Below are 18,057 nucleotides of genomic sequence, written 5' to 3' on the forward strand. Positions count from 1 at the left end.
TGATTACAACAGGATGTCTTAGAACTTGTTATAAGTATATTTCAAACAACTATAAATTTCAAGTTAAAGCATATTTTTTTTATAAATTCAAGTAATTCCAACTTATATTTTCGTTAAAGGTCATTAAATTATACTCTTTTTGTAATATATCTATTAAATTCTTTGTTATATCTATATACTTCATTACTACTAAATTTATTATTTCTTTTGGTAAAAATTTTAATACAATTAATAAATTAGATAAATACATTGGATTACAATTTACAAATATTTGCAATGTTCCTATTGACGCTAGTTTTGTAACTGTATGCCTTACAGAGAAGCTAGTTATACTATTAAACAAGAATATTATTTCCTTTCCATTTGCATATTCTTTTACTTTTCTAATAATATTTATCCAATCTACATTTAAAAGAGCTATATCATTGAATACATTAGTTGCTATATATTCACTCTTACCTATTTCTTTTACTAAACTTTCTACTTTTACACCTTCTTTATCTAATAATAGAGAATGTTCTCTATCTCTAACTTTAAATACAGCATTTTTAAAATAAAAATCATTTGAAAAATCTACTATCAATAAGCTCTTTGTATTCATTAATGATATTACTTCTGGAATTAAATTGCTTAGACTATTGTCTGTACCTGTGGCAAATATATGTAATTTAGATTTCATTTCTAATAACTCTTTTTTTTCAGAATCAGGAAACTCAACTTTTGAAAAGGAATTATATTTAGCTGCCATTTCTTGATATTTTAAAAAGCTTAGTTGTTTAGGAGTAAACCTTTTTATCTCATATTCTAATTTTTTAGTCAATTCCTCTATTATACTATTTGCTTTCATAGTTTTTTCTTTTGTAGACTCGGCAAGTTCTTCTAATTGTTTTTTTTGATTTTCTATAATTAAAGCTTTATCATCAATTAATTTCTTTATGGTATTATCCATATTTTTTATATTTACTTTTAAATTCTTAATTTCTTCTTTTTTTATTTTTAAATCATTGTTTAAGCGATTTATTTCTTCTATCTTTAGCTTATTGTCTTCTTCTAATTTAGTTATGTCTATTTTTAATTGTCCAGCTTCTTTAATCTTAGTATTAAGCTTTTCATCATATTCCTCTATTAAAGTTTTATTAAGAGCTATAGTTTTTTCTTTTTCATCTATTAAAGCTTCTATTTCTAGATTTTTATCTGTTAATATGATATTTTTATCTTCTATTGTTCGTTCTAGCTCCTTAATATTTATTTTTGAAATATCTACATCTCCACCTATGTCAGTGAAATTCAATCCTTTTTCTATTTCTCCTATATCTACTTCATTTATATCTATTTTTTCATAAATATTTTCATTCTTTTCTTCCAAGTTATTACTTTCTTTTTTTATTTTTGAATCATTTATTAAATTTAGCAATTCTTCATCAGTAGTAAACTCTATTATTTTTAATTCTATATCCTTATTAATATCAATATACTTATTATTTAAATATATCTTTGTATAAATACCATTTTTTCTAGCCATTTTTAATTTTATTTTTAGATATTCAATATTATTTTCTATAGAATATTCTATTAAATCTCCAAATGGCAATTCTTTTTTATTTAATTCCGTTCCTCCTATTAATATCATACTAATAAAACACCACCTTTTTAACTTATATATAATATACTTCTAATACAAAAAAAAGAGAGGTCATAAAAATGACTCTCTTTTTTTCTATTAATATTTATAAATTTTAAAGACCAAATTTGTAAATGTACTCTATTCCTAATAAGTTAGTAAGTCGTGGATTCAAATCATCTAAACTTACATCAGATAACTCTGGATTTAAATCATGGAAATATTTTCTTAAAACATCAGACATAGAAGGACTTATAACCCTCTCTTCTGGAGTACCATTTTTAACTATTGATTCCTTTATTGGTAAAGCTCCACCACCACATACTAAAATACCTTTTATAGACATTAAGCTTATATTTAGACCTTCTAACATTGTAATTATTTTCTTTTGTAACATATCAGAATAATACTCTTTACCTTCATTAATTTCTTCTATAAAGTTTATTTTCTTACCATCACCAATAATGAAGGTTCCAGTTTTTAGTAACTCTTCTTTTTCTCTTTCAGTTAAAACATGTTTATATTCTGATTGTATATCCTTATCTAAAAGTGCTAAAATTGTATTTCCACCTAATTCAAATGTATTTCTACTTCTCTCTACTAACTCTGAATTTAATATTACTAAAGCGTCTGTTGTACCAGAACCTATATCAATTATTATTACATATCCTTTTTCAAATCTCTTATTTTTCTCATTTAAAACTAATTCTCCCTTATTATCTACCTTATACATAACTCCCATGAAAGAAGCAATACCTTCAGCTAATGTGAAGACCTTATTAATTGTAAATTCTTTTTTCAATGCATAAGGAACAGTAGTTTCTATATGTTTTATTTCTTTTATTTTTTCACACATCTCTAAACCATACATCTCTTCCTCAACTGGTGGCAATAATACTCCAACATCAAAGGTAAAATCTATATCTTCAGGTTTCTTTTTATAATAGTCAGCTAAATATATTATTGCTTCTTGGAATGCTAATCTTAAAGTCCAAAATGTTACTTTTTGAGAAGTTTTAGTATTTAGAGCTGTAGGTCTTACTGATCTATTCATAAACTCTCTTTCTACTATAATCCCATTAGCAATTAGTCTCGTTTTTTTATCTTCTTCGTCTTCTTCATTTTCAATAAAAATATCATCAACATAAGCAGCATCTATTTTTAATATTGTTGAATTTTCATTAAGATATCTAGATGGTATAGTATATTTTTTTGATAATTTTGCAAATTCATTTCTTTTAATAATTGTATGACTTATTGCTTTATTTTCATGTATTACCCTAAAACGACTCTCTGAGTTTCCTAAATCTATTACTATCCCTGCATCAACCTTCAATCTTTCCTCTTGTGAACCAGGTGTTTCTATTACTTCTGTTTTTACCTTTAAATCTTTCATCTCCATAATATTCCTCCATTAATCTTTTTTATACATAACATCCTTTAAAAGAAACAACACTTTCAAGTGACGTAAAAACTTTATCAATTTTAAGTTCTTTTTTTAATACATAAGGAGCGATAGTTTCTATATAGCTTATCTCTTTTATTTTTTCACATATATCTAAGCTCGCTGCTTCCTCTACTGGTGACAATAATACCCCAACATCAAAGGTAAAATCTATATGCTCAGGTTTCTTTTTATAATAGTCAGCTAAATATATAATTGCCTCTTTAAATGCTAATCTTAAAATCCAAATGGTTACCTCTTGAGAACTTTTAGTGTGTAGTGATGTAGGTCTTATTGAGGTATCAGCAAACTCTCTTTTCACTATCATACCATTAGCAATTAGTCTAGTCTCTTTACTATCTTTATCAACATATTTTAATATTGTTGAATTTTCATTAAGATATTCATCTGGTATATTATACTTTTGTGGTAATTCTGCAAATTCACTTCTTTTCGAAATTGTATAGCTTATCGTTTTATTTTCATGTATCACTGCAAAACGACTTTCTGCATTTCCAAGCTCTATCTGTAATATTGCTTTTACTTTTAACTTTTCAATTTCTGAATTAGAAGTCTCTATTTTTTCATTTAAGCTTTTCATATCTATGAATTCCTCCCTATATTAATCTTTTTCTACAGTTTAAGTTATTATATTATTTAAATAAATCTACATCTAAAATATTTGAAGCTAATTTTTTGCTCTCTTCAATATCTTCTTCAATAGTTACTAGTATAGATTTATTTTCTTTTAAATACACATCAGGGTCTTTTTTATCATTAAAGACTAAATAACCTCTCATAATTTCATTAATACAATACATATTATTTTCTTCTTCAGATTTATTTTTTTCTTCAGTCTCTTTTTTTTCTGATTTTTCTTTTTTAAAGATTTTTAAAAGCTTTGAAACTACATTTTCAGTATTAATTTTCTTCTTTTTGCTTTTAATTTCCTCTATTTTACCATAAAATAAATCACCTTTATATAAATAGTAATTTTCTATTCCCAGCTCCACATTGCTCATTATTATAAAACTTCCAAGATGTTTTTTTATTTTTTCAATTTCTTCTATTGCTAAATATAATTCTTTAAGTGTAAAATCAGAAAATCCTTTTATTACAACTAAAATATGGTCTTTTTCAGTAAAATAAGGTATTTTTTCTTTTAAATCTAAAATATTTAATAATACTGTAGCAGGATATACTCCATTTTCTATAAAATATTTTATAGAATCTAAATTTCCTTCTGTAACTAAAATTAAATTATCTTTTATTTCCATAAAAATTCTCCTTTTATTTCTAGCTTAAAAATCATCTTTAAAATATCTTTTTTTTTCAAAAATAAATATATTAGAAATAATCTATATTATGGATTTTATAATTTTTACTTTAGTTCAAGTACATAAGTATATTAACATAAAAAGAATATTTATTATACGTCATTAATATGTATAGCAAATTTGTGAAAAATAATCAAATTTTTTTATTTTTAATCATTTTTATATTTAATCTATAATTTTACTTGACTTTCTATGTATTTATTTACAATTTCTAAAGAATCATATCCAAATGTTGTAAGACAATAACTTCTGCTCCAAAAAAATTCGTTCCATAAAAGTTCTCGCAATTTTGGAAACGCATTTTTTATTTTCCTAGAAGAAGCTGACTTATATGCATTTATCATTTTAGATATTTCTGTATTAGGCTTTGCCTTGAATGATAAATATATATAATCTACTTCATAGTGCCAAGAGATTAATGTTACACCATATTTACTAGAAATATCAATAAATAACTTTTTTAAGTTCTCTGATATAGATTCTTCAATAATGTTTCTTCTCCCTTTTATGCAAAGGGTTAAGTTATACTTCAATAAAAACACTGAACGAGTATTTTTATCTAAATCCATTGGAAACACCCCATTTTTTAACTTGTTACTGATTATATTATACCACTTTTTGATAAATTTTACAAATAAATCAAATATACTAAAAATAACTATCACAAATATTAATTTGAGATAGTTATTTTTAGTATATTTGATTAAGGTGTTACTGCGAAATATCTTGTGTAACTAAATAAATCACTTCCTGATTTACCTTTTATCCCAGTTGTATTTTCTCTTACTATATCTAAAAAATTATTTTCTACACTGCCATTTTTACTTCTCATCTCTTTAGATGTAATGCTTGAATATGGAATTATAACATCTGCATAGAAAGTTACTTTTGCTACAACTATAGGTTTACTTTCAAAGGGTTGATTAGTCATTGGATTTAGGTTTTCCTTATCTAAGTCTTTAAGATAATCTGCCTTAGAATTAAAATATCTACCTTCATCTGTTGTTTTTTTTGCACCAAATAAATCAGTAAGTAAAACATCATTTTTACTATCATACATATCTATTACTTTATACTCTATTTTGGGAGTTATACCTTTAAATGTTTTTACTGTTGGATTCCCTTCTGTAGATTCTTTCCCTCTCAGTAATGTAAAAACTCCATTATTGATAGGATTTTCTTCTTCTAAGGTATTCTTTATAGTATCTTTATAATACTCTCCCTTATAAATTCCATTCCCACCTTTTTCAGAGTTGAGATTCCAATTAGATTTATCATATTTAGTTCTCATTAACAAATCCATATTGTTCATAAAGAGTGTTCCTAAAAAATCTTTATTAAGATATGTAATTCCTAAGCTAATCGGGGTTATGTAATATTCATTTATATTATTTTGCTTTTTATGTGTATCAAATCCATATTCTTTATATACATCTTCTTCAACACTTGCATTAACATAAGAATTTTCATATTTAATCCCTTTACTATTTACATTAGATGGTAGCAAATTCGTACCTACCTCTGCTATTTTAGGCATTGTATACCACAATAGGCCTGTTTTACTTGTATTCCAATATTGTATTGGTATTCTCACATTTCCACATTTTTGTGAAAAATCTCTAAACTCTTTATTATCATAAAGTTGTAGAAATATCTCATTTCTATTATCAGGTATCTCTTCTTTTTTATTATAAATAGCATCATATAGAGATAATGTTTTAAAAGTACCATCTTGTGATGGAAAATTCATTTTATATGGCTTTAGGTTTGTGTTTATAGAGGAATTAACAAAAAAATCATCTGTAACCTGGGTTTGTTCTAAAGACATATCTGCTGCTGTTTTAATAAGCATTTGCAATTCTTTAGCATTTTGACCAGCTTTACTTACATCATAAATAGAGGATACTACTATTAAAAGTAAATAGTTTATAACAAGTGCAACTAATACAGTTCGTGGATTAAACATTTTTATAACCCCCCTTTATTTTAAATATCTTAAACAAGGAACTGTATATTTATAATTAAGTTCATATTTGTAATCTTTAATTAGCTCTAAAAGAGCACCATCTTTATGAGATACTACTACACTCGACGGATTCATTGTGATTTTTATTGCAAGTGTCTGTATGTCCCCATACTCCTTTACATGTTCTTCATCTATAGCTTGATATTGTGTTCCTTCTATCATTAATGAATTTTCTACATTAGATTTTATTTCTGTGGCTACATTAGACTGTTCTACTATTGAATTTAATTGACGTTCAAATAATGGTGTAATAGATTTTGGAATACAATTATTCCTAGCTATCTCATTTTGCATAACTATAGATAATGCTTCCACTCTTGAATGCACTACTAATGAATCTACACCTACAGTAACCATATTTACTAAAACCATTAAAATCATAAAGGATGCTAATGTTTTAAACACAAACCAAATCATTCTATTCAAAATAAATCACTTCCTTACTAACTATAATTTTAAGAAGCTTATATAAAATTACTTTGTAGTTAAATCAGCCGTATTTTTTAATACTGTCTCTAATTCTTCGTCTATCTCTTTACCATCTTTAAGAGTATACATAGACCAATTACTTCTTGTAACCGAATCTATAGCTTCCCACATGTGTGATTTCGAATCTATAATTATGAATTTAAATAATATAGTAGCTAAAAGCAATAAGAAAATAGTCTTAGCTACTTCTCTTATCACATCTGTCATATATTCACCTTCTTTTAAAAAGAGCAAGTATAAACTTGCTCTTTTTATTAATTATTCATTTTACCAACCAGCACCAGCATCTTCTAATCCTGTGTTATCTTTTGCTTTATACTCAGGTAAAAAGTTTTTATTCCCACCTGTAACTTTCTTGAATGTTGAATTTATTGTGTCTATAAATGCATTAGACCCTGTTTCTAATCCCCCATTTCTATTAAAGAAATATGTAAACCCAATAACAACACATATTAAAATACATACTCCCCAAAAAACTTTTGTCATTACTTTCATGATAAAAACCTCCTGCCATATTAAACATTAAATATCATTGATACTTTAGCTACAAGAGATAGGAGAAAAACTTCTCCTAATATAACAAAAACTACTATTAACAAGCTTCTTCCTTGTAGCCTTATTTTTTCTCCATTTCTTTCAATTTCTCTTTTCTTTTTTTCTAATAACTCCATTTTAAAAGTTAGTAAACTATCTTTATTATCAACATCATTAAGAGCTTGTTTTACTAAAGTACAAAACCTTGCTATAGTCACTGTATTATAAACTTTTTTCAATTTTTCTGTTGCAGCTATTTCATCTGGATATAGTTCTATATAGTTTCTATAATTCATAGCAAACATTTTTATTTCTTCTCTTCCTTTTGAAATAGACTTTATATAATCATCAAGAGCAGGTGCAATTCTTACATGCCCTCCTTTTAGGAGTCTAGTATATAATTTTAAATACAGATTAGGAAATTCTTTTTCTATTGCCTCATTCTCTTCAGCTATTCGTAAATCTACTATTAGTAAGAATATTTTTTTAGACAAACATAAAACTAAGAAAACTAACCCTGTAATTTTGAATGTTAAAGTTATGCTTAAAATAGATAGAAAGACTCCTATGATATTTATCCCTCTAAATAATCCAATTAACTCTATTGGTTCTATACTTCTTTTTAATAGTTTTAATTCAAAATTTAATCTAGTTATTCTATACTCTATATCATTTAAAGCTTGTTCTGTTGGTAAAAATCCTATATTTTTACTTATCCAACAACAATAGTTTAAAAATTTCTCTAATCGTTTCTTTTTATTTAATTCAATATTATATGTATCCACATCATTTTTAGCTTTTTTTGTTCCTTTTGTTGAACCTATTATGTTGTTTTCACTTAAAAATCCCCAAGCTCCTAAAATTAAAAGCGCATATAATATAAAACTTTTAATTATTATGCTATTTAACAAATGTTATTCACTCTCCTTATAAGGATTTAGCTTTTATCTTAGCTAGACTTGCTACTATAAATACCATCACTATAGCATGAATTAAAACTGCTATTTTTCCTATCTGCATATTTAAGAAAAAATTCATTATAAATCTATCCTGATACATTGCTATCACACAGTAAATACCAATCATTGCTATACATGAAAATATCTCAAATTTTGTTTTATTGAATGCCCTTTTATTAATATCTCTTGTTTCTCTTTTTTTAGAATGTATTTCTATAAGAATAGAAAACTCTTGGTCTGATACTTCATCAGCTTTTTCTTCATAAGAAATTGAATTAGAAGCAAAATCTCTGAAATTCTCTCCTAACTTGTCTTCTAAAACCAACATTGCTTCTTTAAAGCTAAATCCTTTATTATCTATATCATCTAAGAAAGATTTAAAATACTTTCTTATTCTTGGTTTGAATTCATTCTGATAACTTCTAATTGAGTTTTCTACACCTTTCTTTATATCTGGAACTAATAAATCTATAGCAGACATTATGTCATCTTCTCGTTTTTCATATTGAGTTAATGACATAAATCTAAATATAACTAATATTAAATAAAAGAACATTATAAATAATAAAAGTATCATGTTAGCTTCTTCAAAAAAAGCAGCTGTTACTATTGTAAGTATAAAAGAAATACTTGATATAAATATCACCAATCCGATTGGTGTAACTCCATCCTTTTCCATATCTAAGTTTTCTATTATTTCTTTTAAATACTTATATATCTTATATCTAATAGATTTACTATTTAAGCTTTCTATTCTTTCTATATCTTTATTTAATTTTCTTATTTTATTTCCAAATTTCTGTTGGAATTTTTTATTAGCTATAATTTTAGAATTTTGTAATATATCTAAAAATATCTTATTGTACATAATACCTAATCCAAACAGAATAGTTGTCAAACTTGATATACTTAATTTGAATATAACCTCAAACATTTAACCACCTACTCTTTACAAGTGAAAAATTATCTTTATACAATATTCATTCCTCTAAAAGCTAATTGCATTTTAGGTGATAGTTTTCCTATTTTCATAAATCTTCCCTTTAATTTTTTACAACCAGTTCTTTTATCTACTTCTAAACCTTCTAACTTATATCTAAATAGTTCATTTAATTTAATACTCCCATCCCTATTTAAATCACAGACTTCCACAATAGATTTTATTTTATATTCTCCAGTAAAATATTTTTGATGAATTATAATAAATTGTATTGAATTTGCTATAACAGTCATACTTTCTTTATATGATAAGTTTTTATTTGAAGACAACATAAATGCCATATCAGCCAAATATTCTTCTATGTCATTAGAGTTAATTGATGCTATAAAAAAATATCCTTTTTCATGATATTTTATCATTTCATAAATTTCTTCAGGAGTTTTACATGATTTAAGTATCTTATTTGTTTTTTTACACAATGCATTTTTTATCTCAATAAAATCTTTAGCTCTTATCTCTTTGAAGTTGTCCTGATTTATTTCAGCTTCACTTATCATTACAATCCTTTGCCCTTCTGAAACAAGTTTATTTGCTATTATTTTAATTAAATTTTGATTACGACTATTTGAACTTTCTATACATAAAGCATTTGTCTTTGATTTTATAATCAAAGATAATAAATCATATATATTATCATCAAAAAAACCTGTGTTTAAATATTTTTCCATTGTTGATTCCTCCATTTATACAGCTAGTTGATTTTCAGTAGATAATACAAATTTCATTATCTTTTCTTTTGGAATACCACATTCTAAAAATAGCTCTTGTCTTTTCTCTGAAAGAGAACCTGTTTGTATAAATCTTCCCTTCATTTTTTCTTTTCCTGTTTTTTCATCTATTTCAGAACCTTCTGCTTTATATCTAAATAAATCATTTAAAATGAGTTTACCACTCAAATCCATACCACAAACCTCTGTTATTGCCTTTACTTTACGTTCACCAGTGAAATATCTTACTGGTGCTATGATGAAATCTGTTGACCCTGCAACCATTCTAAGACATTCATTATAAGATGCTCCTGAGTTTGAGGCCAATTCCATAGCTGCTCTAGATAAAGCTTCTTCTGCATCAAAAGAGTGGAATGATGCAAATAATGTATGTCCAGTCTTAGCTGCTCTATAAGTTTGAAAAAATTCACCTGGGCTTCTACATTCACCAACGATAATTACGGAGGGATTAGCTCTAAGTGCATTTGCAATAAGATTTTCCATAGTAGCTTTTCTACCACTTTTATCAATTACCTCATCTTCTCTTACTTCCCAATGATTCACAATTCTTTTATTTACTCCAAATTCATCTCTTTCTGTTAAAAATATTTCGGTTGGATTTTGTACCAATATAACTTTTTTATCATATGGGATACCTCTTGCAATAGCTCCAAGCAATGCAGTCTTTCCACATCCTGTTTCGCCTATACAGAAATTTCTTGTTCTTGTTTTTCCCATACAGTAAAATAATTCTCCCATATTTTCACTACATGAGTTATTTTTTATAAAATAATCTATAGTTAATGCTGTCTTCTTAGATTTACGAATTGATACTGTAGTTATTGGAAAATTAAACTCTCCGAAGTCTTTAGTATTTACAGATGGATGTACAGCATTTACACGATGTTTATCTTTATATGTTCTTCCATTTAAAATAGGAATACCTTCTGTAAATTGAGGTGTATTTCCATTCCCATCTTCCATCAGCTTATTTAATGCTGTTTTGATAGCTTCATCTGATGGAAATGAGACACGTCTCCCATATTTATCAACATATGGTACAGTCATACCACCTTTTTCTACAAAGAGCGTTTTTTGGTCAACTAAATCTATTTCATCAATTTCTGGATTTTCCAAGGCTTCTTTAAATACAGCTTCTCCTGTTATTGTGGAACATAAATCTTCTAATAATAGAGAGGTATCAGTCATACCATCTTTACCAAGATATCCTTTTACTTTTACATTTGCATGTTTATTAACATATTCCATCGCTCTTTGTAACATAATTTCTGTTTTCTTTTCATTTGTTGCTTTAGCGTATGAATCTGGATTTTGTTTTGATATAATGGAACGATATTGATTCCAATATTCTTCAAATGTAATCTCATCATTAACTATTGAATCAACTACATCATTATTTACAAGCTTAAACTCAGCTTGAACTTTTATTATACTTTTTGCAGATAACAAAATATCACTTCCAACTCTTACTTAAATTTTTAGAATTTTAAAATCTGTAATTATCTTTTCATTTGATTTCTTAATACTTTCATCTCTATATACATTTTTTAAAACTGTATAGTCTACCTGATAAACATGTCTCTGAGCAAGTGGTATTCCTATATTATTACTTTTAATTATGCTATTATCTTCACTTATTACAGCTATTTGAGCTGTTATAACTGAAGTTTCACTAGTACTTGTGAACTTAGTTATTGATATATTTATGAATTGTAGATTATTAAAACATCTAATTTTATTTTGTAATTTTATTTGTTCTATATAATCCTCAACTTTTTTATCACAATTCACATATTTTAATGAGTTAATATTTCCTTCTAAATAATTTACATAAAGTAATATAAATCTTTTTAGCTCCTCTTCTAAACCTACTTGATTAAAAAGTGGATATTCTTTTTTAATCATAAAAACTGCTTCTTTATTTTCCTCTAATTCAAACCACTCTTTGAACATTATATTTTTTTTCTCCTCTCAATTGAATATAATCTTGTTCTCTATAATTCAATTATTATATCCTCATCATTATTTTCTTCTTGTAAAACTGTTTCTTTTCCATGATTTTTTATAGACTTAAAACTATTTTCTATTTCATTTTCAGTAGGTTTTCTTTCTTCTATTTCAATATCATCTTCAATAAATTTATTATTTAAAGGAGTTCTTTCCAAAAGTTCATCTACTATAGTATCTATTGCAGAGGAAAAGTTTATATATTTTTCTTTTGATGATTCATACCATAATCTTTTTCCTGAAATCCCTGCTTTTAAAATTTCTTCTGAGTTATTTATTTGTGCTATTACTTTTAATCCTGCTTCTTCAAGTACTTTTGTTGTAAATGCTACAACATCTTCAGAAACTTTATTTAAAACAACTTTATTTGATTTTAAAGGTGATATAGCAAGTGTTGCTTGAGTATTTAATGATTTTTTTAAGTTAGTTAAGCATTTTAAACTTTGGTCTCCTACCTGAATTATTTTATTGCATTTTATAGCAGCTCTGGTATTCATAACAGTCAACTCATGTGATAAATCTATTAGTATTACATCAAATGACAACTTACTTGTATCTATAATTTCAGATATAATAGTATCAATATCTTTTGATGAAAACATATCTGATAATCCTCTATTTGAAAACTCTATCAAGTAAACATTGTTATATTGGGTATATAATATTATTTCTGATAGATTTCCAGAGTAGTCCATTATATCTTTTTTCTTATTAGGTACTTTACTATCTTTCATTAGAAGTGAGTGTTGTATAGGATATAATATATTCATATCTAAAACACAAATTTTATATTTAGTTTTTTCAGATAATGCAATTGCAACATTTTGCAATATTGTAGATGTCCCAACACCTGGCACAATACCCTTAAATCCAACAACTTTATTAAATAGAAGTTGTTCTGATACATCATTAATTTCAGAGCCTGACATAGCTGCTAAAATATTACTTAATGAACTCATATAAATTTACTCCTTCTCTTAATTATTGTTATTATCTGAATTATTTCTTGCAAAACCTACTTGAAGATTATTAAGAGCATCTGTTATTAGATTTCCACTTGTTCTAGGCAAAAGAGTCATCATATAATCAGCTCCTTTTCCTTCAATATCCATATAATTGTCAGCTTCTTCTTCTGTTACATTCAATAAAATTTGTACTGGTTTGACACTTTCCTTAAATTCTTCTGTATTAACTATCTCTTGTTGTTTTTGTTTTGGCAAAGCAAGTAATTTATAATATATATCAAATATACTAGCTCCTTCATTATTCAAAATATCTATAACTACTGCATTATTGAATAATTTAACTTTTCTTTTTATTGAAGAATTCCCTTGTATTCCAGCTTCTTTTTGAAGTTTATATGCTTCTTCTGTTGGTAATGTATATACTTGGTCTGTATAAGAAGCTCTAACATTTATTTTATCGCCAGGTACAAGCATTTCTCCAAATTGGTCAGCATTTACATCTAACTTTAATAACTCTCCATCCATCTGATATAGGTAAGATAATTTTCTTGGGGTATCTTTACTTAGTGAATCCCAATAAACAGGTGTACCTTGCCTAATATAATAAGATGCATATGCATTTTTTATTTTATTTCTATCTTCCCAAAGAACTATCGTTCTTTTTTTACTTCCATCAGAGAATTTCATTATCCCTTGTTTCTCATATTCTGCTTTAACCATCTTATCTTTGACTAAGTTACTTTCTAGAACCCTTCCATCTTGCGGGATTGCAGTTTTAAAAGAAACAATATCAACAGTTTGTCTAAATGCCTTAGCTGATATTAGATTACTAGATACTACTAAAATACAAAGAATTATTACATAACGCAGTATTTTTGTGTTTTTAGAAGCATTTTTACCTGTCAGCTCTCTTATTTTATTTCTATCTAATTTCAACTTGTTTTTACCTCCTTACATTTATTGAGTTTGAAATATAAATAAAAAATACTTTTAGAATTTCTTATTTTAAAAATATTTTTATTTTTGAATTTAAGCCTTCTTGTAGATTTGTAGATTCTTGTGAGAAAAAAATAAATTTGTATTTATAAGTAATCTCATTTTTCTTTTTTATATAAAAATTAATTAAATCTACTGGGTTATTTGCTTCTTTTGATTTTATGTATGTCTCAATTTTTCGTCTTTATCTTCATTAACACTTTTTTTACAGTCATTTGAGATTTTGATTGTAATAAAAATTAAAATGATAATTTCAGAGATAACTAATATCTCTTTTTCTATATCTTCAAATCCCAAAATTTTTATTAAGTTGTGTAAAAATAGTAAACATGAGGGTAATATGGTCATAATACTAATAACAAAAATCCTTTTTTTATTTTTTTTCATTAATAATTCTTGTACCATCCCTAATAAGTTTTTTTTCATTTCTTCCTCCTATACAGTTTTATTTATTATTAAAAGACTTTTAAAGAGTCTTATTTACACACTTAAATTTTTATCTTTTATTTCTAAAACATTAAATCCTATAATTATCATTTGTTTTTTATAATATTTTTTTGTTTCACCAGATTTATATTTTTCATAGAATTTTTTTGTTTTTGTTTTCCACTATTATCAAAATAAAATTGTTTTTATTTTTTCAATTAAAATTATTTTTTCATATCTTAATTTAAAATTATTTTTTGAAATTTAATTTTTTATTTTTTTATTGTTTATAAAAAGTTCAAAAAAAAAGAGAATCTAAAAGATTCTCTTTTTTTTGAACAATATTAAATTATTTATAATAATAACCGTCTTCATTTACTAAACCTGCATCAAATAATTTTTTTCTTATATTTTCATCTACAGGTCCTTTTTCTTCATCTACTGACATATAATTTTTTTTATTATGCCAATACTCATTCATTTCCTCTTCATGTTTTTTTTCTAATTCTTTTTCTATAGCATAATCAGCTATAATATTAAAACATGTTGATTTAAAATAGTCATAAGAAGCTGTTTTTATAACATCTATATCATCTTTTTCTAGGGTTATGGCAACAGCTCTATCAAAAGCTTTTAAATTTTCATTTTCATGGAAGTTATAATTTTTAAAGTCTTTTTTGAAAAGTCTTAAAGTTCCTCGTGTAAACACTTCCTCATCAGGTACAAAAAATTCACCCTTTGGACTTTTTCCTTTATTGGATACTTTTTCATCACCTGCTTTTGAAGATTTAATTTTAGATTCTACATTTTCATTAGTCTTTTCAAGGTTAAAACTTTCTTTATTATTGTTATCTTCATTTAAATCTACTCTATCTTGTTGGACAGAACTTTCTAAATCATTATTATTTTCAATTTCAGGTCCTGAATAATTATCATTAGATATTTGTTTTTTATCTTTACTTTCTTCTTCATCAACTTCTCTGAAGCTTATGTCCTCTATTATATTTTTATCAAAATATTTTCTTTTATCCAAATCCTCTACAATAAAATTTATAGAGTCTACTTTTCTTCCTATTTTTAACTCCTCATAGCTTATATTGAAATATTCAGTTTCATTTAGTGCATCTATAGCTGGGATAAGAACTCTTCTTTTAAAATTTCCATATTCTTTGTAACTTTCTTCTATCATCAAATATTCTTTTATTGCTTGTACTTTGTAGTTAATTACTTGTTTTGTCCCACTCCAGATTCTTATTAAGTCATACAATCTTTGAGCATAATAATTTCTAAGACTGAACAATACTGCAAGATTTAGTGGGGTATAACCTGTTTCTAAATACTTAGTTAATAATGTATGAATTGTCTGGGAACACTCTACTTCAAAGGATTGTGTTTTTTCAATAAACAAATATCCTGTTACTATATTATATTTACCTTTATTTTGAGTGTTATCTTCTAATAGCTCTACAAAATCAATTTTTTTATTACTCAATGAATTTAACAATTCTTCTATGTTCTTTTTGGTTCTATCATTAGTTTTTTTTATTATGCCCTTTAAATCTTCGCATTTAAATTGACATTTCATCGAACCATCATCACAACTTTTTTGAAGGTTATATAATATTAATAAAAAAAGTCTATTTTCATTTAGTGTCATACTATACTTTGCATGTATTAATACATTATTTTTCATAAGAACTTTTGGAGCTTTTTTATTAAGTAATTCATTCATTATATATAATTGTTGTCTATAGATAATTTAAAACAACATTTGTCACCTCCATATATTTATTCAAAAACTTATAATTATTTATGTATGCTATACTAAAACACTTTCGATACCTATATTAAATTAATATAAAATCTTGTTTATCACTATCAAAATACATCTTTCTAAATTTTTAAATTCCTTTGTGGAGATACACTTAACCTATAATATCTCTTTTAAAAATTTACTTTTTATAATCAATTGAAGCTAATTGTTTTTAAAAAAATTTTCAAGTTTAACTTTGTGCTCACAATTAGAAACACTTTATTTTCCATTTCACACTCAAAGATACGATAACATATAAATATAAAAAATGTCAATATTATTATTTGACATTTTTATTTTTATCTAATTGACATATTTAAAATAATTAGAGGTGCCTAATAGATATGATGCTAAGTTTAAAATCTGAATTTATCCAATTGACATATTTACATATCTTTGAATTATCAATGGTTATAGCTATATAAATATAAAAAATGTCACTTTTATTATTTGACATATTAAATTATCTAATTGACACATTTAACAGATTGATAATCTAAAAAATATCTTATTCACAACTTATCTACAACATATCCACAGGTTATCCACAACGAATTTACTTTATAGATTTCCGTTATCTAGTTGACATATTAAATTATCCAATTGACATATTTATGCTATCTAATTGACATGTTTAGTTATCCAATTGACATATTAAATTATCCAATTGACATATTAAATTATCCAATTGACATGTTTAGTTATCTAGTTGACATATTTAAGGCACTCAACATTAGTTATTGCAATGTATACAGGCATGTCTAAATACTATAAATACTATTAAATACTATAAATACTTTTTAAATAAAGAGTAAAGACTAGAAAAGATATAAATATCTAATCTTATCTAAACTTTTCTTTTTATTATAAATAACTAAAATCAAAATAAGTAATTTTTTAAATGTAAATTAAATATAATGACTATTTATGTTTCTAAGATATAATAATCATATTATATAATTACAAATAAAAAAACATAAACTTTAATCATTATATTTATTGTATTTGTAAAATAAATATTAAGCTTCAAATCAAAAAAATAAATAACTTATAAAAATATTATTCATTTTGAAAAACTATTTATAAACATCTCTTATTATAAATTTTAAAAATAGAATTAATTTTTAATCTATACTAATAAATTTTTCTTAACATACACATTGTCGTCTTAGGAGACTAATATTATACACTTGTTAGATTATTAATACTCAGTTACCTATCTGACATATTAAAGTAGCCATTTCATGCTAAATAATTTTTATAGTAAATAGAAAACCTATAGATAATAATTTTTATCTTTACTTTATTAGAAAACAAATCGATAAAACAAAATAAATCACTTTAAAAGCTATTTGTTTCGCTTTTAAAGGATTTTTAATGGTTTCCCTTAGAGTTTGTCAGATGTTAATATAATAAAGCTAAAAAAGGCTATAATTTGGTTTAAATTGGTATTTTCATGTATAGTACTAATATTAATAATACAATCTATTCTTTTGCTATGTATTAGTACTAAAAATTTATGGATAAAACATTTATCCAATTGACATGTTTAAATAATCTCTTTTTCAAAAGATAGATTTTTTATTTACTTGATAAATAGAGAAAAAACCAGATAATAAGAGCACTCTATAAAAGTAAGAGTGCTCTTATTGTCTGGTTTTTTAAAACAATAGATTCTATAGGTTTTATTTTAACACAAGATTCAAAGTATA

General features: G+C 25.0%; 18 protein-coding genes. All 18 read right to left on the reverse strand.

Features of this window, described 5'->3' with window-relative positions; translation table 11 throughout:
• Positions 1 to 79: 79 nt before the first annotated feature.
• The 18 genes from Q3304_RS08400 to Q3304_RS08485 all read right to left on the reverse strand — a co-directional run bounded on the left by Q3304_RS08400 (position 80) and on the right by Q3304_RS08485 (position 16,264).
• Positions 80 to 1,630 (reverse strand): hypothetical protein, encoded by a 1,551-nt coding sequence (locus Q3304_RS08400; protein ID WP_407813524.1) that lies wholly within the window; start codon positions 1,628 to 1,630, stop codon positions 80 to 82.
• 106 nt (positions 1,631 to 1,736) lie between these two features.
• A complete protein-coding gene (locus Q3304_RS08405) occupies positions 1,737 to 3,023 on the reverse strand; it encodes a hypothetical protein (protein WP_407813523.1) in 1,287 nt (428 codons plus the stop codon).
• A gap of 22 nt (positions 3,024 to 3,045) precedes the next feature.
• Complete coding sequence (locus Q3304_RS08410; protein ID WP_407813522.1) at positions 3,046 to 3,666, reverse strand: hypothetical protein; 621 nt, start codon at positions 3,664 to 3,666, stop codon at positions 3,046 to 3,048.
• Positions 3,667 to 3,718: 52 nt separating this feature from the next.
• Complete coding sequence (locus Q3304_RS08415; RefSeq protein ID WP_407813521.1) at positions 3,719 to 4,342, reverse strand: hypothetical protein; 624 nt, start codon at positions 4,340 to 4,342, stop codon at positions 3,719 to 3,721.
• A 230-nt stretch (positions 4,343 to 4,572) separates the two neighbouring features.
• Entirely contained in the window at positions 4,573 to 4,971 is a 399-nt protein-coding gene (gene tnpA, locus Q3304_RS08420; RefSeq protein WP_407813520.1) for an IS200/IS605 family transposase, read from the reverse strand.
• Between the two features lie 134 nt (positions 4,972 to 5,105).
• Positions 5,106 to 6,368: a hypothetical protein gene (locus tag Q3304_RS08425; RefSeq protein WP_407813519.1), complete on the reverse strand. Its 1,263-nt coding sequence runs from the start codon at positions 6,366 to 6,368 to the stop codon at positions 5,106 to 5,108.
• Positions 6,369 to 6,383: 15 nt separating this feature from the next.
• Positions 6,384 to 6,854 (reverse strand): hypothetical protein, encoded by a 471-nt coding sequence (locus tag Q3304_RS08430; protein ID WP_021382432.1) that lies wholly within the window; start codon positions 6,852 to 6,854, stop codon positions 6,384 to 6,386.
• A gap of 48 nt (positions 6,855 to 6,902) precedes the next feature.
• Positions 6,903 to 7,124, reverse strand: a complete 222-nt coding sequence (locus Q3304_RS08435; RefSeq protein WP_407813518.1) for a hypothetical protein — start codon at positions 7,122 to 7,124, stop codon at positions 6,903 to 6,905.
• Positions 7,125 to 7,184: 60 nt separating this feature from the next.
• Complete coding sequence (locus Q3304_RS08440; RefSeq protein WP_407813517.1) at positions 7,185 to 7,412, reverse strand: hypothetical protein; 228 nt, start codon at positions 7,410 to 7,412, stop codon at positions 7,185 to 7,187.
• A gap of 20 nt (positions 7,413 to 7,432) precedes the next feature.
• A complete protein-coding gene (locus Q3304_RS08445) occupies positions 7,433 to 8,362 on the reverse strand; it encodes a hypothetical protein (RefSeq protein WP_407813516.1) in 930 nt (309 codons plus the stop codon).
• A 16-nt stretch (positions 8,363 to 8,378) separates the two neighbouring features.
• The gene (locus Q3304_RS08450; RefSeq protein WP_407813515.1) at positions 8,379 to 9,344 is read right to left on the reverse strand and encodes a hypothetical protein; all 966 of its coding nucleotides are present in this window, start codon (positions 9,342 to 9,344) and stop codon (positions 8,379 to 8,381) included.
• 35 nt (positions 9,345 to 9,379) lie between these two features.
• Positions 9,380 to 10,078 carry a hypothetical protein gene (locus Q3304_RS08455; RefSeq protein ID WP_407813514.1) on the reverse strand — a complete coding sequence of 233 codons (699 nt, stop codon included), beginning with the start codon at positions 10,076 to 10,078 and terminating at the stop codon, positions 9,380 to 9,382.
• A gap of 15 nt (positions 10,079 to 10,093) precedes the next feature.
• Positions 10,094 to 11,587 (reverse strand): ATPase, T2SS/T4P/T4SS family, encoded by a 1,494-nt coding sequence (locus Q3304_RS08460; RefSeq protein ID WP_021382438.1) that lies wholly within the window; start codon positions 11,585 to 11,587, stop codon positions 10,094 to 10,096.
• Positions 11,588 to 11,608: 21 nt separating this feature from the next.
• Complete coding sequence (locus tag Q3304_RS08465) at positions 11,609 to 12,091, reverse strand: hypothetical protein (RefSeq protein ID WP_407813513.1); 483 nt, start codon at positions 12,089 to 12,091, stop codon at positions 11,609 to 11,611.
• Positions 12,092 to 12,132: 41 nt separating this feature from the next.
• Positions 12,133 to 13,104, reverse strand: a complete 972-nt coding sequence (locus tag Q3304_RS08470; RefSeq protein WP_407813512.1) for an AAA family ATPase — start codon at positions 13,102 to 13,104, stop codon at positions 12,133 to 12,135.
• Positions 13,105 to 13,122: 18 nt separating this feature from the next.
• The gene (locus Q3304_RS08475; RefSeq protein ID WP_407813511.1) at positions 13,123 to 14,046 is read right to left on the reverse strand and encodes a hypothetical protein; all 924 of its coding nucleotides are present in this window, start codon (positions 14,044 to 14,046) and stop codon (positions 13,123 to 13,125) included.
• Positions 14,047 to 14,265: 219 nt separating this feature from the next.
• On the reverse strand, positions 14,266 to 14,532 hold the full coding sequence (locus Q3304_RS08480) for a hypothetical protein (RefSeq protein ID WP_407813510.1): 267 nt from the start codon (positions 14,530 to 14,532) through the stop codon (positions 14,266 to 14,268).
• A 349-nt stretch (positions 14,533 to 14,881) separates the two neighbouring features.
• Positions 14,882 to 16,264, reverse strand: a complete 1,383-nt coding sequence (locus Q3304_RS08485) for a replication initiation protein (protein ID WP_407813509.1) — start codon at positions 16,262 to 16,264, stop codon at positions 14,882 to 14,884.
• Positions 16,265 to 18,057: the final 1,793 nt, after the last annotated feature.

The organism is Clostridioides sp. GD02377, from assembly GCF_045899875.1.
GTDB lineage: Bacteria > Bacillota > Clostridia > Peptostreptococcales > Peptostreptococcaceae > Clostridioides > Clostridioides difficile_A.